Source organism: Acinetobacter tandoii DSM 14970 = CIP 107469 (genome assembly GCF_000400735.1).
GTDB lineage: Bacteria > Pseudomonadota > Gammaproteobacteria > Pseudomonadales > Moraxellaceae > Acinetobacter > Acinetobacter tandoii.
Window position 1 is genome coordinate 372,987 of the sequence record NZ_KE007368.1, and the last position, 20,843, is coordinate 393,829.

The window sequence follows — 20,843 nt, forward strand, 5'->3', positions numbered from 1 at the left end:
TATAGATTTCAATTTGGCTACTTTGGCATTACGAAGCTGGACGCACACGAATGGTGGTTACTGTATTTTTGGTTTTTTCCACTTCTGATTTTGGAAATGGTGTACTGCTGATTGGTGGCTCAATCGCTACAGGCGTAGTCACAACCGCAGCATTGGATGGCTGCGCCGCAGAAGGTACAGCTTGATAAGGGCTAGTCCGTGGCGCACCAGGTTGCACAGGCAACCGCTGCATGTAGACATCATCCACCTGCTCAGGTAATTTAGCAAAACCGCCATCTTTATCGAGCGCCAATTGCAAACTATATAACTGACTATAACGCTGTTGAGATAAACGACGAACATCATCGCCACCACCCACAATCGTTGGATGAATAAAGACCAATAAATTGCGCTTCTGATTCGACTTTGCATCCGATCTAAATAAGCGCCCAACACCAGGAATTGCCCCCAGACCCGGAACCGATTGACGACTATAAATAGAGTTATCTGAAATTAAGCCACCGAGAACTACAGTTTGTCCATGCTCTGCCAAAATGGCTGTTTTAATGGCACGTTTACTGGTGACCAGATCTGACGCCTGGCCTTTACTATTTTTAACCCCAGAAACTTCCTGCTCAACCTCCAAGCGAACCGTACCATTTTCACCAATGTGCGGAATCACCTTTAGCGTCACACCGACATCTTTGCGTTCAATGGTGGTATAAGGATTTACTGTGCCATTGTTGGTACTCACTGATCCTGTGACAAAAGGAACGTTTTCACCTACCACAATGTAGGCCTCTTCATTGTCCATCGTGACAATCGAAGGTGTTGAAAGCAAATTAGATTTGGTGTTTTCTTTGAGTGCCTGAATCAATGCACCATAAAGTCGACGTGAACCATCACTGCCCTCTTTATAATCACCCAACACCACTGAGCTACCCGCACCCGTCAAGGCCTGCCCCAGACCTGAAGCCCCGCCACTCAAATAACCCGCAGCGAGGCTGGCTAGGCTTGAACCTACGTTATCAAAACTGATTAAACCGACACCACTGCTAATATCACCCAAAGCCCATTGCACACCCAATTGATCTGCATCAGAGCCTTCAACTTCAATAATTGCAGCCTCGATTAACACTTGTTCGCGGCGAATATCAAGTTGCTGAATCGCAGACTCAATTTCTCGCATCAGTTGTGGATCTGCTTTGACCACCAATGCATTTTGTGAACTATCGGCAATGATACTAATCCCGTTGGCATTAAAACTGGTGATATTGTTCTGATTATTCCCAGTAGAACTGCCCCCTAAATTAATAGCTGGTGTCGAAATACTTGAGGATGAGCCATTGCTTGTCGTCGTATTCGCACTTCCCATCATATTATTGTTGGCATTGGATGTACTGTTCGCGCGACCATCAGCCCCTGAAACTGCCTGCCCTGTGACCAGGCCTTGTAAAATTTCGGCCAAGTTTTTTGCACTGGCATACTTTAAACGGAAGACCTTCAAACCACCCAGACGGTCTGCCGCAGGCACATCCAACATTTCAATCAATTGACGCAACCGTTTACGTGTTGCCGTATCGCCTTTAATTAAAATGCGATTGGTACGATTGTCCGCAATCACTCGCACTCGCGCGCCTTTTAAATCTTTGGCTGCCCCAGTCGCCGTCATAGAATCTAATAAGCCAATCATTTCTTCGGCTTGACTAGATTGCAACGTAATTGCCTCAATATCGTGCTGATCAGTACCATCTAAATTACGAATGATGGTTTCCAGTTGATAAATATTACTAGCACGATCTGACACAATCAGCGCATTAGCCCCAGGTACTGCCGACAAATTTGCAAACTGCGGCATGAGTGGGCGTAAGGCTGGAATTAGATCATTGGCATTGGTATTTTCCAGCCAAATCACGCGCGTAACAATTTGATCACCTGTAGCACGATTTTTAGCATCATAGGGAATGCCTGAACTTTTTACATTGCTGTCTGGAACGATTTTCACGGTATTGCCCGAAGGAATCGCCACCACACCATTCACATTGAGCACGCCTAAAAATAAATCGTAAACTTCACTTTTATTGAGCGGCTTATTGGAAATAACCGTCACATTGCCACGTACGCGCGGATCAACTGCAAAATTTTTCCCTGTAATATCGGCCACTTCATTAATAAACGCCGTTAAGTCCGCATCACGTAAGTTGATTTTCCATGTTTGCGCATAGGCACTGCTACTCACGGCAGCAATCAGAGGTGCACTTGCGAGCAAAGCCCAAACTGGACGATTATTATGAAATAAAGCCATATACTTCTGTGTTTCCTAACCCTACGGGCGATTTCTCATCATTTAAAAATTTTGTTGTATGGTCATCACCTGATCACCACGTTTTATTTCAAGTTTGACTTGGCCTGCTTGTTTGGCTTGTTCAAGTAATTGTGCATCATTTTGTCCCTGCCCCACACCTTGACCATTTAAGGACAAAATTCGGTCTCCAGGTTGTAATCCAAGTGTATTCCGTAAAGCTGAAGGTGTTTTACTGGTGACTTCATACCCTTCACCTGTCGCAGCACCAACCCCCATATCGGCCAAAAACTGGTCACGATTTTGATGCATTTGTTGTACTGCCTGCCCCAAAGCATTTTGAGTCGATTGCGATATATTCCCTGTTGGTAATGAAGCCGCATCCGCAGGTGGAACCATCGGTTGATTTAGACCATTGGCAATTCGATTAAATGCAACTTGCTGGCTTTGTCCCGTAGAGTCTCGCAACACCACATGATCCCAATACACCTCGGCCAATTGATAAGCTGTACCTGCCAATGTTTCTCCAACCTTATAACGGTCAGCGACTTCATTAACTTTAATCACTGCTGAGGAATATTGACTCGGATAGGACACCACTACCCCTTGCAAAACAAAATTGGCGAGATTCGCACCACTCGACGCATTATTTTCCTGAAATAAAGAAAATGCCGATATATTGGGAACTTGAGGTTGCTGTGAACCTAACTCTACACGTTCTAATTGCATAGGCATTGGCGGAGCAACCCACAACCAAAATATACTGGCCAATTTCCAACTTAAATAGGCCACTAATACAGCCAACAGCCACGGTGAAAAACGGTTGAACTGAGCGCCGTTCAAATGCTGTAACTTATCTTTGACCAATCTCATTACATACCACCTCGTAACAGGGGCTGACGAGAGCTGACGACATAAGTATCTAAACCCGCTTTACCTTGATACGAAGGCACATTCATCAACATACGCTGAGTAATCTGTACATCAAGCATCAGGTTTTTATCCAAAAGCAGATTAATCATTTTCTGGTCGCGCTGATCCCGCACATCAATCATCAATACTTGATCTCGATCACTTAAACTCCCTTTTAAGGAAGGGATACTCATTTGCTCTTGACGTTGTGCAAAGCGATATATCAGTTCACCACCTAACCACTGCACAGTACCTTCTGCTTGTTGAAAACCTTGTTCTTTTTGATATTTAAACTGTAAATCTTGGACTTGAATCGGATTACTTGGCCATTGCCAATCAGCAACCCGCTTTAATGTTTCTGGGGCAATTTCCCCAGATAATGCTTTAACAGTCCAACGCTGCCCCAAACCATAGCCCACGGTACCTTGTAATTGGGTCCGCCCACTATGGATATCTACCTCAGCACCTAAACGAAGCAACAATAAATCTAAGGGACGTACCTTCCAATTCAATGAGCCTTTTAAAGCTCCCTGATGCCAGTCCGCCTGCCCTTGCCAGATATTGCCACTGACATTCTGTAAAACTTGGTTATTTTTATAAAATTTAGAAATAAGCCATGCTGCTGGAATTTGCAGCACTACAAAAAATAAAAATGTACTTAACGCAAAAATCCACCATGCAAGGTGCTTATTCTTTTTCGTCATCCCAACACAACCAACATCACTATTTTTCTTCCTTGGATATATATTTTATCTTTGCCACCCATTATGCACACTTTTTTCACATCGCCAATTCATCACTATAAAAAAACCAAGCAGTTTTGCTTGGTTTAAATAATTTAATCAGATTGGATGACAATCTAATGAAGATTAGATAAGAAAATCTTCAAGTTTTGCACCTTTTTCCAATTCAGCCACTAGCCAGCGAGGTTGTTTACCACGGCCTGTCCAAGTTTCTGATGCATCTGATTTATTGCGATAACGTGGTTCTACAGATTTACGAGTCGTTTTCTTACGTTTAGTTGCGCCAAACTCTAAGATTTGCTCAATACTCAAACCCACTTTATCAGCAATATCCATAATCTGAGTATATGCATCTTCAATTGCCTGATCTTTTTTAGAAACGATTAAGGCTTCCGCTTCTACTTGTAAACGCTTTAACTCTTCTACAGATAAATTACTAATGTCTGGCATCATATTAACTCCATTAAATACGATTTAATTTCTTACACAGGATTATCATATTTTTATTAACTCGATTATTCAACACTTATATTTAAAATTGCTACAAGATTCGAACAGTTAATATATGTTTTAATAATCCAACATTAAAATAATGATCAAAAATTAAATTAAATGTCCAACATCTCGTTCCATTTTGAGAATCTTCTCACGAATATCATCAGGGATTGCAGTTTTTTGCATATTGTCTTTATCAACACAAACTATCACCGCCTCTGCCATTGCAACCACCGCATTTTGTGCAGTACTGAATAATAGGTAACTCATACGTATTGCACTATTACGTAATTCATCAACACGAACAGCTACTTTTAATTGATCGGGATAAAATACAGGTCGTAAATATTTGCACTGATTTGATGCAACAACCGTCAATACACTTTGCTCAAATATATTTAACGCATCAAAATATTGAATACGTGCGCTTTCAATATATCGATAATACATGACATTATTTACATGTCCAAAAGCATCCATATCTCCCCATGCTACATTTTGCTCATGTACAATTGGATATTCATTAAATAATGACATATATTCCCTTAAATCTTGATTTTCATAAAATTCGCATTATTTTCAAAGATCAAATTTAACTGCTGAATCAAATCTTCACGATTTTTCAGCGTTGCTTTAACCCTTAAATAACTCATGAGCACATTATCTGGATATAAAGTTAATAATGCATCTGCTTTATTTAACCGATCAGTCGCTTCGTAGACATGCCATTTAGCAAAAGTCAAAACAGGTAAAGATGGATATTTCACCTCCCAATCCTGAATATGTTGCTCTACATCACTATAATTTGGAACCTGTTTCAACAATTGTTGCTGAAACCACAAATGAAATACTTCCGCATTAAACTGTTGATCAAGTAAATGTAAGGCCAAATTTTCATGTTGCTGACTTAAATCAGGTAAACGTGACAATAGTTTTAACCACAACATTTTGATGTGATAGCTGCGAGTTTCAATTTCAGTCGATAAATCTAGATAACGTTGTTGCAAATCTTGTAGATTTTCAGCACTAGCATGATCAAACTGTTGCAAAAGTTGCTCTAACCATGCCTGCTTGGTGGCTTCATCTAAATGTCCATATTGCATAGAACGCAAATATAACCAAGGAAATTGCACAGCAAACTCACCCCACAGTTCGGTTAAACGTTGCTCATAGGCGACTTGTACATCCTTTAGCCAAGGTGATAATTCATGCTGAGTTAAAAACTCAAGATGCGTCAGGGCTTGCTCACCATCTTGCTGCGCCAGATAAACCTGAATACGTTGAATTTCTGCCAATTCAAATGCCATAGCATGGCTATGATTTAAAACAGATAACGCTTGTGGATATTCCTGTTGCATCAAATACAGTCTTGAGTCAATTACACCACGTAATAACCCAGACTGAGCAAATGCATTTTGAATAAATTGTTGTTGCTCCCGACCCGCGTCCAATAACCAAATGACAGCCAACTGCTCATAAGGATGCAAGGTCTTGAAGTCGTAGATTTCGATTTGTTTTCGTTGTGCACGCGTAAAATAGCGTTTCAGTAACAACCAAACTAACTGAAAAATAAAGCCCAGCACTGCCAAAAGAACGAATATGAACCAGACATTACTCTGTAACTGCCATTCACGCCAATACACATAAACATAGCCTGCACCAAAACCGTAACTCAACACACTAATCACAGCAATCACAAGCAGGCATATAAAAGCATAGGCTAAAAGAATCTGTTTCATATTAAGACCCTAGCAATGTACGGGTATTTAAAACAGGCATCGGAATAATACTAAATCCTTTAATCTTCTCCACTTGCTTACGCAGTTTTTGTGCTTGTGCATCAGGCAAAGTCGATAATATCTGCATAATCTCGGCCAAATCCTTTTGATATTCGACATACTGACCATGATTCAATGCTTCTCGAGCAACCAATAGACGCAACTGTACTTCTTTCAAAATGATTGCACGCTGCATCAGTTGTGTAGCAGGTTGCTTAGCAGGCTGCAACTCAAACCAACGCTGCCAGAAAGGACGATCTTCTGCTCGGACAGGTTTCCTTTGAGCCTGTTTAATTTCTTGTGTTAATACCACATCTACTTGTTGTAATAGTTGTTGAATTTGTTGCTGCTGCTCGGTACGCGCTTGTACAGTTTGCTGTATCAATTGTTGATCTTTACCCATCGCCTGATGCAAGCTTTGTTTCAAACTCGGTGCCAAAGCATATTGCTCAATATTGATATTCAGTTGTGCTAACTTTTCCAAAGCAAAATGGTATTGCTGTTGCTGCAAAGCAAAATCGACTAAGTCAAGTTGCTGACGGATCAAGACCATAGGGTTAATCTGTACTGGGGTAGTCGTTGCCTGCACACTTGTGCCCGTAGCTGCCACATTCGATGTGCTTGGCTCAGATGCTGTTGAGGTTTGACGCTGCAAAGCAACAATTTGATCATTCAAATTGGCACTATTGGCTTCAAGCCGTTGTAACGTATCCTGCATTGCAACTTGCTTTTGATTGAACTGAAAAATGTCATAACTTAATTTGGCAATCCATGCCACACAGACCAAAATTAAAACAATTAAAAACTTTTTCATGCATTTCTCGGCATCGCTCGAAGGCATTGCAATATTGTTGCTGTATTTAAATCAGGTAATTGATAGAGATGAAATGATAAACGCTGTTGTCGCTGTGTATTTAACAGCAATTGATAAAGCCGCTCACCCAATACCATAAAATGTCCTCGTGTAAGCAACCCCTTATGGGCTCGCATCAATTCCAACCAGTTTAGCCAACTGGCTTCACTGCTAATCAGCACACTATAGTGCTGATGTTGTTGCAACTGTACGACAACTTGATCAAAATTTTGAATCGTCTGTACTGGGCAATGTCGTTGGTACAAAATAAAATTTAAAACAGAGATCCCCTGCTGCTGCAAAGTCTCCATCATAAATTGGCGTCCACCCTGACCACGCCAAAAAGCCACACAAGCGGAAGAGGTCAGGTCTTGCAACAAGGGAATCTGCAACATCCCCTCTGATGTTTCAACCTTAGGCACATAGCTAGATATGCCATATTGAGCCAATGCTTGTGCGGTTTTTTCACCTACCGCAACCCATTGCACCTTGCTCAAGGCTTGTAGCGACACACCACTTTGCTTTAAGCCCTGCATTCCAAATTCAACAGCCGAAGGACTGACCACCACAATACAGGTCGCCCGCGGCAACTGCTGATACAAATCCTGCAACTCAGATGACCATGCACACGGCTCCAACACCAACAATGGAAGATCCAAAACTGGAAAACCAGCTTGTTGAATGTTTAAACTAAGTTCGCTCGCACGAGTATTCGGGCGGGTATTAATAAATAACATGAATTAATGCAAGGCTTGGAGCAGCTCTCCTGCACCTAATTCGAGTAGTTGTTGTGCCAACGCTTCACCTAGCTGTTCTGCTTGCACCACTGGTCCACGCAATTCAGCGACCAATAAAGTTGCTCCATCGACACTGCCTACACGTCCTTCAATGTGTAACTCATCTGCATGTAAAGTGGCATAACCTGCTATCGGCACCTGACAACCACCTTCCAAATAAGCATTAAAGGCACGTTCAGCACGAACACAAGCCGAAGTTTCCATATGCAACAAAGGTTGGATTAAATCTAAAACCTGCTGATCATTTTCACGGCATTCCAGCCCCAATGCCCCTTGTCCAACTGCTGGCAAACTAACACTGGCTGGTAAGGTATGACGAATACGCTCTGAAAGTCCTAAACGCTTAAGTCCTGCACTCGCTAGAATAATGGCATCATATAAACCTGCATCTAATTTTGACAGGCGGGTTCCGACGTTACCGCGTAAATCAATAATTTCAAGATCTGGGCGTTGCTTCAGAATTTGGCATTTACGACGCAAGCTTGATGTTCCCACTTTAGCACCCTGTGGCAAATCGTTAAAATTTGCATAGTGGTTTGAAACAAAAGCATCAAATGGATCTTCACGCTCACAAATCACCGCTAAGCTTAAACCCTCTGGAAGTGCCATAGGGACATCCTTCATAGAATGTACAGCCAGATCAGCTCGACCATCCAACAACGCAGCTTCCAGCTCTTTGACAAACAAACCTTTACCGCCAATTTTCGCCAACGGTGTATCTAAAATTTTATCTCCTTGAGTGACAAACGTAACCAACTCCACCTTTAAATCAGCATTGCGTTCTTCCAGACAGGAACGAATAAATTCTGCCTGCCATAAAGCGAGGGGACTTTGGCGTGTTGCGATCTTCAAAGTTTTCATAAATTTTAAATACATTGAATAAGGTCAGTTATTCTAAACTTAACTGGCTGACTTTAAAATGCAAGTAGAATTCACACCGCACCACATGAAATCATACATTTGACTTCAAAGTTTCTGAATTCGCTCGCGTAAATTGGGTAAATGTCGTCGGCTCACAGATAAACGTTCATCCAGTTCACGGCAACGCACTTGATATTGCCCAGAGTTAATCACCTCTAACCCTTCAAGATAATCCACTGAAACCAAAGCATTGCGATGAATACGAATAAACCGCTCACCAAATTCTAATTCTAAGTCCTTTAAAGTTTCATCAATGAGTACACTGCCATTTTTATGACGTACCGTGACATATTTTTGATCCGCTAAAAAATAATAAATATTTTCTACAGGGACCAGTTCTACCCCACGATAGGTCTTCGCAGCAATTTGATGACGTTGTGTTTGATTATCCATATCTTCTTTTTGTTTTAAGTTACTCATTTGCGCTTGCGTGAGTTTGGTCAGTTGGTCTAAAACCTGTTGCAATTCCTGTTGCATAATCGGTTTTAGCAAGTAGCCCTCGGCATGCGATTTAAACGCATCCAAGGCATGCTGGTCGTAAGCCGTACAAAATACGATAGCTGGGGATGGTTCCAACTGACGCAAATATTGCGCGCAGGTTAAACCATCCATTTCTGGCATTTGTATATCTAAAAGCACCACATCGGGTTGATAAAATTGCACCATTTCAATTGCTTGCTGACCATAAGCCGCCGTTGCAATAACCTGATGCCCCATTTGCGTGACCAATCTGGATAAACGCTCTACTGCAAGAGGCTCATCATCACAAATCAGGATGTCCATTATTCCTCCTTCGTTCAGTTAACGTGGATTATTTTTATAAGTTAACCGCCACTGTTTTATTTATACGGGTATTGCACCACAGTGGTATACATCCCATCTCCAGCAAAAGTTCGGAAGATGACTGCGCGCCCATAATACGCCATGAGACGCTGTTTTACATTATCAATGGCAATACCGTGTCCTTGTCGTAAATTTATTTTATCCTGTGTGTACGGGTTTGTAATGACGATATTGACTTGATGTTGTGTAATTTCGACCAATACGCTCACTATACTGGTTGATAAATTTTTCTCAACCCCATGAAAAATACTATTTTCTAGTAAAGGTTGCAAAGTGAGCAACGGAATTTGCGCCTGTGAAAATAATTCAGGATGCACAAATTTCCATTCAACCTGTAACCGATTTCCTAGGCGAATCTGCTCAATCGCCAAATAACGTTGGCACAATTCAATTTCATCTTGCAATTTCACCAACTTTAACTCTTGGAAACTGGCACGAAATAAACGCGATAAATCTAATAGCATTTGTTCAGCTTTATCAGGATCAACAACAATTAAACTGATGGCACTATTTAAACTATTGAATAAAAAATGTGGATGAATTCGGGCTTGCATCGCCTGAATACGTGCATTCAGTTCACTGTGTTGCTGCCGCATCCATTGTTCTCGGATATAGAGATATCGAAAACAAAATGCCCCCAGTAGACCACCATAACTTAAATGCAATACCACACCCTGCAAGGCAGTCGTAAGATCTAAACCTTTAAAGCTAAAGTTTTGCCCAAAAAAGACAAAAATATTGAGAATCAAGCTGGTAAAAAAAATGATGCTTTGTAAGATCACAAAGCCCAACAGCAGCATCGAAACCAACCCCCAATGTTCTAGGCGTGGCTGTAGGCGCTCAACAATTGCCGTAAAACACAACAAGACCCAATTGATATACAGCATAAACAACAGCACTTGTGTTCCACTCAGGGCTTGCCATGAATGTGCTTCTGCCAAAGCCAACAAAATGGCTAAAATATTGCCCGCAATACACAACTCGACTAAATTTTGCCACCGTCCCACAGTACTAAAAAAATAAGAATAGGATGCTGGGGCTTCGGCAACTGCTTTTGAATTTGCTATACTCTGTTTAATTTGCCGATTTTTTATTTTACTGAGCCGACATGACCACATCTTCTAATTCCTCTAATCCGTCACAAGCCCAGACTTCTGGCATGTGGGGCGGTCGTTTTACTGAAGCGACTGACGCTTTTGTTGCAGAATTTACCGCATCTGTGCAATTTGACCAACGCTTTTATAAACAAGATATTGCAGGCTCAATTGCCCATGCAACTATGTTAGCAAAAGTTGGCGTACTAACCGAATCTGAACGTGATGCTATTACCGAAGGTCTCCGCACCATTCAGGCTGAAATTGAAGCAGGTAATTTCGAATGGCGTATCGACTTAGAAGATGTGCATATGAACATTGAGTCGCGTTTGACTCAACGTATCGGCATTGCAGGTAAAAAATTACATACGGGTCGTAGCCGTAATGACCAAGTCGCAACGGACATTCGTCTCTATGTACGTGATGAAATTGATGCCATTTTAGAACTCTTGGCGAAACTGCAAAAAGGCATTTTATCGTTAGCAGCAAAGAATACTGGCACAATTATGCCGGGCTTTACTCACCTACAAACAGCTCAACCTGTAACCTTTGGTCACCACTTATTGGCATGGTTTGAAATGCTGGTGCGTGACTCTGAACGTTTAATTGACTGTCGTAAACGTGTGAATCGTATGCCGTTGGGTTCTGCTGCCCTTGCAGGGACAACTTACCCAATCGACCGTGCTTATACAGCTGAGCTTCTTGGTTTTGAAGCTGTTTCTGAAAACTCACTCGATGCAGTATCGGATCGTGATTTCGGCATTGAATTCAATGCCGCAGCATCACTGATTATGATGCACCTATCTCGTATGTCTGAAGAACTCATTCTATGGACATCTGCACAGTTTAAATTCGTCAATATTCCTGACCGCTTCTGTACAGGCTCGTCCATTATGCCGCAGAAGAAAAACCCAGATGTGCCTGAATTGGTTCGTGGTAAAACAGGTCGTGTTTATGGTGACTTAATGAGTTTACTAACCCTCATGAAAGGTCAACCCTTGGCATACAACAAGGACAATCAAGAAGATAAAGAACCTTTATTTGACGCGATTGATACTGTACGTGGTTCGCTTATGGCATTTGCCGACATGATTCCTGCGTTGGTTCCAAACATTGAAATTATGCGCGAAGCAGCACTTCGTGGTTTCTCAACCGCGACTGACTTGGCAGATTACCTTGTGAAGAATGGTGTGGCATTCCGTGATGCACACGAAATTGTTGGTAAAGCCGTTGCACTCGGGGTTCAAGAAGGAAAAGATTTATCTGAACTAACACTTGAGCAACTTCAACAGTTCTCTGACTTGATTCAAGCCGATGTTTTTGAAAAAGCACTCACTTTAGAAGCATCTGTAAATGCACGTAACCACATTGGTGGTACTGCACCTGCACAAGTCGAAGCGGCTATTGCACGTGCCTATGTTCGTTTAGAAAAACTTTACGCTTAAGGGGTTTCACCATGTCTCGACAAGTTTTCTGCCGTAAATATCAAAAAGAGATGGAAGGCTTAGACTTTGCTCCATTCCCTGGTGCCAAAGGCGAAGAGTTCTTCAACAACATTTCTAAGCAAGCTTGGCAAGAATGGTTAAAACACCAAACTACACTGATCAATGAAAAGCGTTTAAATGTGTTTGAACCTGAATCAAAAAAATTTTTAGAAGAGCAACGTGAGAAGTTCTTTAGCAATGACAGCAGCATTGAAACTGCCGAAGGTTGGAAACCAGAAGCTTAAGTTTTTTGAATGCTAAAAATGAAAAGACCAGTCAAACAGGCTGGTCTTTTTTTATGTATGTTTTTGAATTTTATTCAGCTAAATCTGGCTTAAGGCAAGCATTGGGGTAGTGAATTCAATTTCAAGGCTGGATATATAAAAAGCTACATATCCATAAATAAGGCTACATTTGCACACAATATCCTACATGAGTCATGTGCAGCACCTCACTATAATGACAATTAAGGAGATGGAGACATCTCTGAATACTAAAATAATATCCCCCTATTTATTTTATTCCCAGATTTCCCCCAAAATCTGGGATTTTTTTTAACTTGCTCTACAACTTCGGTCACTCTCAATACAATAAAAAAGACTTATGTAGGTTCTACATAAGTCTTTAACAACATTTAATCAAATCATTTGAATTGTTCTAATATGAAGTAATTCTTAACGCTCTTGAACTTTTTCTTCAATTTCAGCCACGCTGGTATGTCGAACATCCAAACCTTTTACCATATAGATGACTTGTTCGGAAATATTGCGGGCATGATCACCTATACGCTCCAATGAACGCAAAACCCACATCACATTAATGACACGAGAAATATGACGTGGATCTTCAATCATATAAGTCATTAAAGTACGGGTTGCCGACTGGTATTCACGGTCAATATCCGCATCTGCCAACATAACTCGTAGCGCCTGATCCACATCTAAACGTGCAAAGGCATCCAAAGCATCATGAATCATGACACGGACTTGATTGCCGATATGACGGGTTTCCATGTAACCACGCGGGGAACCACCTTCTTCACAAAGACTTTGTGCAATGCGAGCAATTTTAGCAGCTTCATCACCAATACGTTCTAAATCGGTATTGGCTTTACTCATGGCAATCACCATACGTAAATCAATCGCTGCAGGATGACGACGCGCTAAAATTAACGTGAGCGCTTCATCAATTTCACGCTCATAACGATTGACAGTATTGTCCTGATATTGCACATCAATGGCTAAGTTGGCATCAGTATCGAGTAAAGCGTGGATTGCATTCGCCACTTGTTGTTCAACCAAACCACCCATGGTCATAAATTTGGTATTTACAGCCTGTAAATCTTCATTAAATTGCGAAGAAATATGATGGTTTAAAACAGGGTTACTTGGACTCAAAATCAACACTCCACAACAGCGGTTAAAGACAAACGCTTTCGCTCAATATTAAAGCATACCTATTATGAATATTTGATGACAACAGAAAATCAATACCAGTATTTCACTTTATTTTTCGACCAACCAAACATTCATTTGCTGTAACTCTTGTTCATTCAATTGACCAACGGCTGCTTTTAAACGCAACACATTCAAAACATAGTCATATTTGGCATTTACATAATCTTGCTTGGTTGAAAATGCATTGCGCTGTGCCAGCAACACGTCGACCATGGTTTTTAAACCTTCCTGATATTGTGCCTGAGAAGCCTCTGACACCACTTGGGAAGATTGCATGGCAGCCTGACGGGCTTCGAGTTTGGCTTGATCAGTTTCCACCTGATAAAACGCTTTCTTCACCTCGGTTTGCGCTTTACGAATGGTAGCATCGAGTTGTGCTTCAGATTTACGCACATTCACCGCTGCTTTTTGAATAGAACGCTGTGTTCGTCCACCCGTAAAAGCATTCCAATTCATTTCAATGCCAATCTGGTCAAATTGACCATCATTTGATAGCACACTTGAAGGCTGCTGTTGATTATAACCATAGGTCCCGACAGCTTCGAGCTGCGGATAGAGCGCAGCTTTCTCCACCCGTTTTTGATCTTCGGCATAGCGTTGTTGTAAGCGTGCTTGCTGTATTTCTAAATTATGGTTGCGGGCCAAATCTTCCCATGCTGTCAATTGGGCGGGTTGAGGCTTTTGATAGACAAAATCATCCCGAATGACCGCAAGCTTATCCCGATAAGGACCAATCAACTGCTGTAGTTGTTCTTGTGCCAATAACAATTGCACTTGGGTTGCAATGCGGTTTGCTCGTGCATTCTGATACTGCGCTTGTGCTTCACTGACATCACTTTTAGCCACCAAACCTTCTCGTAACTTGGCATTCATCATATTCAATTGCTGCAAAAGGGCTTGTTCTTCCTGTAAATAAGCTTGCGTTAAACTTTGCTGACGCAACACATCAAAATAACTTTCTGCCACCGTTAAAATATGCTGCTGTTGCTGTAATTTTAAGGTCACTTCACTTAGGTTGACTGAAGTCTCTACCTGTTTAAAACCTTCCCACGCATCCCAACGAAACAAGGGCTGTCGGGCAGTGACTGCAACCTGATGAGTCGTGGTAGCTGAAGGAATCTCTAAGGAAGATTGTGATGCATCTGAATTCTGCTGTGATTTTCGGGTGCTACTGGCTGAAACCGTGATCGTTGGCAATAAGTTCCCTTTAGCAATACCTAAATTGAGTTGATCTGCTTCGTATTGCAGCTTATTTGCTTGCCAATTTGGATCGGTCTGTTGGGCCCTCGCATAGGCTTGTACCAAATCCAAAGCATGTGCTTCAGCCATGTGAAAACTTAAAGACAAACCGAGCAACCAAAGTTTCTTCATTCTTATCCCTGATTCAAACCGTTTCATATTGTATGTAACGTCATAAGGCCCTACAAACTCTGCTAAATTAACGTGATCAGTGTAATTTTGCACGGGTTTTAACCACAATCACCTACTAAAACAGCTCAAGTTTAGTAACCAAACTCCCTCACAATAGTACAAACCTACTGCAAGATTTCAGCTTAAAATAAAGCCTTACTCCCTGCTCTTGCTTATCTTTTAGGTTTACATTCTTAACGGCTGTGAAATTCAAGTTTATGCTTTCATTAAAACCCTGTTTTGTCTTGTTGTGTGGCATCTTGCTGAGTGCTTGCCAGCAACCAGAATCTCAAGTTGCTCAGGAACAACCTCCCAAACAGCAACAACAAGAAATTACAGTTGATTTAACTGAAATGTGCAAAAACCTAAAAAAGAATATGTTGGAAATTAATAACCAACGAACCACCTTTGCCCTTGAAGAAATTAATCAAGATCTCAAAGTCTGTCTTCCGCTCGTAAAACTGGCTGAACAGAAAGATTTACTAAAACTTTCTGGCATCATGTACGATAATTTTTTACAAGTAGAACGCACCCCACAGCAACAATTGGCTTTTGAGCAATATGCGTTTGACATGGCGCAGCATCCCACCATTCAACAAAGTCATTTTGAACAATTTTCCCTGCGTGACCAATATCTGATTAAGCATCAGGGACAGGCCTATATTGAACTGATCGACCAAGGCGAAGGAATGCTCGCTTACCGCCGTAGCCCACAGTATCTCGCGATTGTGTTTGCACCCTACATGCCTGAAGCTGAAAAAGTCTTTATTACTGAATTGGCACAGCAAAACATGCAAGCCCCGTTTCTGGATGGTGCCTTGACCATTGACCCGCAAGTCATTGTGGCACGTGCCTTATTCTGGGAAAATTATTTACAGCAATATCCACGCAGTAGCTATCGACATGACGCAGAGTATCTCTTAGAAATGTATACGCATTTCTTATTTAAAGGCATGAATAACTCTCCAGTCTCAGAAAGTTATAACGATCAAAATGCCATTAACAGTAGCAGTCTCTTTGAGATTGAAAAACTGGCAAAATTGCAACATTCCCATCTGGCGTGGCAAGCACGACGTTTTTTGCAATTCTTAGAATTATCAGAACAACAACGTAACACCCAAATTCCTGTACAACTCAGTCCTCAGCAAAAACAATCTGGGCAAAGTAATCTACTGACTTTAAAACAATTAGATCAATTTTTAGGTCTACCTGAGCTGAATACACGTTCGCCTCGTGACTGTTTCAGTGATGCGATTTGTCTTCCATCAGCAAAATAATCTGCGCTATTTTTCATTCTTTTTCATACAACCCACAGCAACAATAAGTCCTTTTTCTTCGCTGACGAATGTCATGAAATATGCATGGGCATTTCCCAGATTGCATGCTACCATTTGTCCTAGCTTGACGGAGCGCGAGTAATCCCTCGCTGAGATTGTGTAGTTCTAAACATGAGCACAAGTACCGTTGAACCTGATCAGGTTAACACCTGCGTAGGAATCAAGCGCTCCCTAAAAACTGCCGCCCTCCGTCTATCTGGTGAATTTATTACTAGAATTTAAACCAGAAGACCAGCCAAGTTTTGGTCGTGCTTGATTCGTTGATGTCATTCATAAGGATCATGCTATGAACCAATTAACGAATCTTTCCCCTGCTGAAGTTTCAGCTCAACATGAGCAAGATGCAAAAGATTTAACTCGAATTTTACCTGCTTCAAACAAAGTCTATATTGAAGGCTCACGCCCTGATATTCGTGTACCCTTCCGTGAAATTAGCCTCACTGATACCCCAACAGGTTTAGGTGGCGAACAAAATCTGCCTTTACGTGTCTATGACACCTCTGGGGTTTATACTGACCCGAATGTTTCGATTGATCTGAACAAAGGTTTACCTTGGATACGCCAAACTTGGATTGAAGAACGTGACGACACAGAAGTCCTTACAGGTCTGACTTCAAAATTTGGGCAAGAACGCCTGAAAGACATTCGCACGGCTGACATTCGTTTTGCACATATTCAAAACCCACGTCGCGCTAAAGCGGGTAAAAATGTCACGCAAATGCATTATGCCAAGCAAGGCATTATTACCCCAGAAATGGAATATATTGCGATTCGTGAAAACCAACGCCAACGTGAAGGCGTGGATATGCGTCAACATGCAGGTCAAAATTTCGGGGCACAAAATTTACGTGAAATTACCCCTGAGTTTGTCCGTCAAGAAATTGCTGCGGGCCGTGCCATTATTCCTGCCAATATTAACCATCCTGAAATTGAACCCATGATTATTGGCCGTAATTTCTTGGTGAAAATTAATGCCAATATTGGGAACTCGGCACTAGGTTCTAGCATTCATGAAGAAGTGGCAAAAATGACATGGGCAACCCGTTGGGGTGCTGACACCATCATGGACTTATCAACGGGTAAAAATATTCATGAAACACGTGAATGGATTATTCGTAACTCACCCGTTCCTATCGGCACCGTACCAATTTATCAAGCACTGGAAAAAGTTGATGGTGTCGCTGAAGATCTCACTTGGGAAATCTTCAAAGACACACTGATTGAACAAGCTGAACAAGGCGTTGACTACTTCACGATTCACGCAGGTGTATTGCTTCGTTATGTACCAATGACTGCCAATCGTTTAACGGGTATTGTGTCGCGCGGTGGTTCAATCATGGCGCAGTGGTGTCTAGCCCATCATCAAGAAAATTTCTTGTACACGCATTTTGATGAAATCTGCGAAATCATGAAAGCCTATGATGTTTCATTCAGTTTAGGCGATGGTTTACGTCCAGGTTGTGTGCAAGATGCCAATGACGAAGCACAGTTCAGTGAACTGAAAACTTTAGGTGAACTGACACACCGCGCTTGGGAGCATGATGTTCAAGTCATGATTGAAGGCCCAGGTCACGTACCAATGCACATGATTAAAGAGAACATGGACTTGCAGTTAGAAGTATGTAAAGAAGCGCCATTCTATACGCTTGGACCACTCACGACTGACATCGCACCGGGTTATGACCATATTACTTCTGCAATTGGTGCGGCTATGATTGGTTGGTATGGTACAGCCATGCTTTGTTATGTGACACCAAAAGAACATTTGGGTCTACCAAACAAAAAAGATGTTAAAGACGGCATTATCACGTATAAGATTGCTGCACATGCTGCGGATTTGGCTAAGGGTCATCCTGGTGCCCAAGCCCGTGATAATGCTTTGTCTAAAGCACGTTTTGAATTCCGCTGGGAAGATCAATTCAACTTGGCCTTAGACCCTGACACAGCACGTAGCATGCATGACGAAACCATGCCAAAAGAAGCACATAAATCTGCCCATTTCTGCTCAATGTGCGGACCAAAATTCTGCTCCATGAAAATTACTCAGAATGTTCGAGATTATGCGCAAAATCAGAAAAATGCGTCAGCATCAGAAGAAGTCGATTCAGAAGTAGAATCAGGTCTACAAGCAATGAAAAATGCCTACCACGAACATGGTCAAAAATTGTACCATAAAGTGTAATTAGCTAAAAAAATATTGGTGTTCAGAAAAAACTCCGTTAGGATGAAATAGTCATTTTCATCCTGACCGAGCTTTATGAATATTATTAAACGAGCAACGTATAACAGCGACGAAGTAGACGTTCTTTCTCGAGAATATTTATTTCGTGGCTTTATTCAGGTTGAAAAAGTCAGCCTCAAACATCGTTTATTTCAGCAAAGCGAATATACCTCTGTTATTCATCGGGAATTAGTTCAGCGTCCCGAAGCGGCAGGGGTTTTAATTTATAATGACCATCAACAAAAATTCGCTTTAATTGAACAGTTTCGTATTGGCGCAATGGATGATCAAGACTCGCCATGGCAACTGGAAGTCATTGCTGGCGTACTCGATGGTGATGAGTCACCTGAAAGCTGTATCCGCCGAGAAAGCCTAGAAGAGTCAGGTTGTGAGTTGCAAGATTTGCAGCATCTATTCAGTTTTTATCCTTCTGCCGGAGCATGTGCAGAGCTTTTTCATCTATATAGTGCAGAAGCAGTACTCCCTGAACAAGGCGGAATATTCGGAGTTGCTGACGAAGGCGAGAATATTCAATTGCATATTCTTGATTATGCCGACATACGTAATCTACTGACCAATGGTCGGCTCAGAAATGCGCCTGTCATCATGGCATTGCAATGGCTAGAACAACACATTAAAACTATAAGGAATGTCTAAGGGGAAGGACATGACTTTAAAACAACCACATGAACAGCCACAAAGCTGGACCATTATACAAATTTCAGATACACATTTAATGAATCAGGATGATTTAGAATTTGTGCATATGAATCCTGAGCAAAGTTTTCATCGGGTGATGGCGCAAATTCAACATGAATATCCACATGCCCACGCGCTGATTCATACGGGTGATTTGGCGCAGGTTCCTGTGTCTGAAACCTATCAGCGCTACCTCGCTTTTATGCAAACCACAGGTTTTCAATACTACCAAGTGCCTGGCAATCATGATAGTGAGGAATTCTTTCCATTTCATGACCAGCAAAATAAAGTCCATGCCATTCCTATAGGAAATTGGTGTTTAGTGCTGCTCAATAGTGCCGTCAAAGGCAAAATTGATGGCTGGATTAATACCGAACAACTCAAACAACTGGATCAAATTCTTAACCTACATGCTGAGCAATCCATTTTAATTGCCTGCCACCACCACCCTTTTGAAATGCAGTCCCGTTGGATTGATCAACATATTCTGAAAAACACTGAGCATCTGACCGATGTTTTGGCTAAACACTCGAATGTCAAATTGGTATTGTGTGGCCATGTGCATCAAGCCTCGGAAAATCAATGGCATGGCATACATTTCCTATCTACCCCATCAACCTGCGTACAATTTAAACCACATAGTGATGATTTTGCGCTGGATGATGAAGCACCTGGCTATCGCGTCGTACAATTAAAAGCCAATGGTGAGTTTACAACTCAAGTGCATCGCACACAGCCCATACAAAAAAAAATAAATATTGAAATTACAGGCTACTAACTTTTCATTTCATTTTATTTCCATTATGTTATGGCTGCTAAATAAAAGGTGATAGCTTAAATCGAAACATCAAAGACTATCCAGAACTGAAAAAAGTCTATATGATGACGACCCCTGTGGAACAATCTCCGCATGGGCGGTAGATAAAAACACTTGCATATCACCATATTTTTTGCGTATAGATGTACGTATATGATGAGGAATGCCCTATATGGCGAATGATAACCAAACCCAAGTCTTGGATGAACATACAGATGTTGTAGATGACAAATCTACCAAGCGCGTACGTAAAGCAAAGCCGAAGGCAACAGAAGGTGGTTCTACTGCGAGCTTATTTGGTATTGAACCTTATCAGCCAAAAAAGAATGAAGAATACATGTCTGAAGGACAGCTTGAGCACTTCCGTCAGATTTTACTGGCATGGAAAGCAGAGCTCATGTCTGAAGTGGATCGTACCCTCAACACCATGCAAGACGAAAATACTGCATTGCCTGACGTAAATGACCGTGCAACGCAAGAAGAAGAATTTGCAATTGAATTAAGAACACGTGACCGTGAACGTAAGTTGATTCGTAAAATTGAACAATCGATTGAAGCCATCAAAAATGATGATTACGGTTTCTGTGAAACTTGTGGTATCGAAATTGGTTTACGCCGTTTAGAAGCACGTCCAACTGCGACTCTATGTATTGATTGCAAAACCTTGGCGGAAATCAAAGAGAAACAAAATAACGGTTAAG

General features: G+C 41.6%; 20 protein-coding genes and 1 riboswitch. Of the genes, 7 read left to right on the top strand and 13 right to left on the bottom strand.

What is annotated here, in order from left to right; genetic code table 11:
- Positions 1-28 precede the first annotated feature (28 nt).
- From gspD to I593_RS15190, 11 genes are all read right to left on the bottom strand, one after another.
- Positions 29-2,284, bottom strand: a complete 2,256-nt coding sequence (gene gspD / locus I593_RS15140; RefSeq protein ID WP_016168452.1) for a type II secretion system secretin GspD — start codon at positions 2,282-2,284, stop codon at positions 29-31.
- A 42-nt stretch (positions 2,285-2,326) separates the two neighbouring features.
- A complete protein-coding gene (locus tag I593_RS15145; protein WP_016168453.1) occupies positions 2,327-3,154 on the bottom strand; it encodes a type II secretion system protein N in 828 nt (275 codons plus the stop codon).
- Positions 3,154-3,897: a type II secretion system protein N gene (gene gspN, locus I593_RS15150; protein WP_016168454.1), complete on the bottom strand. Its 744-nt coding sequence runs from the start codon at positions 3,895-3,897 to the stop codon at positions 3,154-3,156. Before gspN ends, I593_RS15145 begins: the two co-directional genes overlap by 1 nt.
- 165 nt (positions 3,898-4,062) lie before the next feature.
- The gene (locus I593_RS15155) at positions 4,063-4,389 is read right to left on the bottom strand and encodes an H-NS histone family protein (protein ID WP_016168455.1); all 327 of its coding nucleotides are present in this window, start codon (positions 4,387-4,389) and stop codon (positions 4,063-4,065) included.
- A gap of 150 nt (positions 4,390-4,539) precedes the next feature.
- Positions 4,540-4,968, bottom strand: a complete 429-nt coding sequence (locus tag I593_RS15160; RefSeq protein ID WP_016168456.1) for an acyl-CoA thioesterase — start codon at positions 4,966-4,968, stop codon at positions 4,540-4,542.
- An 8-nt stretch (positions 4,969-4,976) separates the two neighbouring features.
- Positions 4,977-6,170, bottom strand: coding sequence for a hypothetical protein (locus tag I593_RS15165; protein WP_016168457.1), 1,194 nt, complete (start codon positions 6,168-6,170; stop codon positions 4,977-4,979).
- A gap of 1 nt (position 6,171) precedes the next feature.
- Entirely contained in the window at positions 6,172-7,023 is an 852-nt protein-coding gene (locus tag I593_RS15170) for a hypothetical protein (RefSeq protein ID WP_016168458.1), read from the bottom strand.
- Positions 7,020-7,799 (bottom strand): uroporphyrinogen-III synthase, encoded by a 780-nt coding sequence (locus I593_RS15175; RefSeq protein WP_016168459.1) that lies wholly within the window; start codon positions 7,797-7,799, stop codon positions 7,020-7,022. The genes I593_RS15170 and I593_RS15175 overlap by 4 nt, the downstream gene beginning before the upstream one ends.
- Positions 7,800-7,802: 3 nt before the next feature.
- Complete coding sequence (gene hemC, locus I593_RS15180; protein ID WP_026441111.1) at positions 7,803-8,720, bottom strand: hydroxymethylbilane synthase; 918 nt, start codon at positions 8,718-8,720, stop codon at positions 7,803-7,805.
- 105 nt (positions 8,721-8,825) lie between these two features.
- Positions 8,826-9,563, bottom strand: coding sequence for a LytR/AlgR family response regulator transcription factor (locus I593_RS15185; protein WP_016168461.1), 738 nt, complete (start codon positions 9,561-9,563; stop codon positions 8,826-8,828).
- A gap of 56 nt (positions 9,564-9,619) precedes the next feature.
- Complete coding sequence (locus tag I593_RS15190; RefSeq protein WP_016168462.1) at positions 9,620-10,741, bottom strand: sensor histidine kinase; 1,122 nt, start codon at positions 10,739-10,741, stop codon at positions 9,620-9,622.
- Between I593_RS15190 and argH the strand changes: the two genes are divergently transcribed.
- Together argH and I593_RS15200 are read left to right on the top strand one after the other, a co-directional pair.
- Complete coding sequence (argH, locus tag I593_RS15195; RefSeq protein ID WP_026441110.1) at positions 10,732-12,162, top strand: argininosuccinate lyase; 1,431 nt, start codon at positions 10,732-10,734, stop codon at positions 12,160-12,162. The genes I593_RS15190 and argH overlap by 10 nt on opposite strands.
- A gap of 11 nt (positions 12,163-12,173) precedes the next feature.
- The gene (locus I593_RS15200) at positions 12,174-12,446 is read left to right on the top strand and encodes an oxidative damage protection protein (RefSeq protein WP_016168464.1); all 273 of its coding nucleotides are present in this window, start codon (positions 12,174-12,176) and stop codon (positions 12,444-12,446) included.
- A 429-nt stretch (positions 12,447-12,875) separates the two neighbouring features.
- Here the strand turns inward: I593_RS15200 and phoU are convergent, their stop codons facing one another.
- Both phoU and abuO read right to left on the bottom strand, forming a co-directional pair.
- Entirely contained in the window at positions 12,876-13,598 is a 723-nt protein-coding gene (gene phoU, locus I593_RS15205) for a phosphate signaling complex protein PhoU (protein WP_016168465.1), read from the bottom strand.
- A 108-nt stretch (positions 13,599-13,706) separates the two neighbouring features.
- Positions 13,707-15,029, bottom strand: coding sequence for a multidrug efflux outer membrane protein AbuO (gene abuO, locus I593_RS15210; RefSeq protein WP_016168466.1), 1,323 nt, complete (start codon positions 15,027-15,029; stop codon positions 13,707-13,709).
- A gap of 257 nt (positions 15,030-15,286) precedes the next feature.
- On the opposite strand from abuO, the gene I593_RS15215 reads away from it, so the two are divergent.
- The 5 genes from I593_RS15215 to dksA all read left to right on the top strand — a co-directional run bounded on the left by I593_RS15215 (position 15,287) and on the right by dksA (position 20,842).
- Positions 15,287-16,345, top strand: a complete 1,059-nt coding sequence (locus I593_RS15215) for a hypothetical protein (RefSeq protein WP_016168467.1) — start codon at positions 15,287-15,289, stop codon at positions 16,343-16,345.
- Between the two features lie 118 nt (positions 16,346-16,463).
- Positions 16,464-16,582, top strand: a riboswitch (TPP riboswitch).
- Positions 16,583-16,691: 109 nt separating this feature from the next.
- Entirely contained in the window at positions 16,692-18,587 is a 1,896-nt protein-coding gene (thiC, locus tag I593_RS15220) for a phosphomethylpyrimidine synthase ThiC (RefSeq protein ID WP_016168468.1), read from the top strand.
- 75 nt (positions 18,588-18,662) lie between these two features.
- Positions 18,663-19,283 carry an NUDIX domain-containing protein gene (locus I593_RS15225; protein ID WP_016168469.1) on the top strand — a complete coding sequence of 207 codons (621 nt, stop codon included), beginning with the start codon at positions 18,663-18,665 and terminating at the stop codon, positions 19,281-19,283.
- A 10-nt stretch (positions 19,284-19,293) separates the two neighbouring features.
- Positions 19,294-20,103, top strand: a complete 810-nt coding sequence (gene cpdA, locus I593_RS15230; RefSeq protein ID WP_016168470.1) for a 3',5'-cyclic-AMP phosphodiesterase — start codon at positions 19,294-19,296, stop codon at positions 20,101-20,103.
- 211 nt (positions 20,104-20,314) lie between these two features.
- Entirely contained in the window at positions 20,315-20,842 is a 528-nt protein-coding gene (gene dksA, locus I593_RS15235; RefSeq protein ID WP_016168471.1) for an RNA polymerase-binding protein DksA, read from the top strand.
- Position 20,843 lies beyond the last annotated feature (1 nt).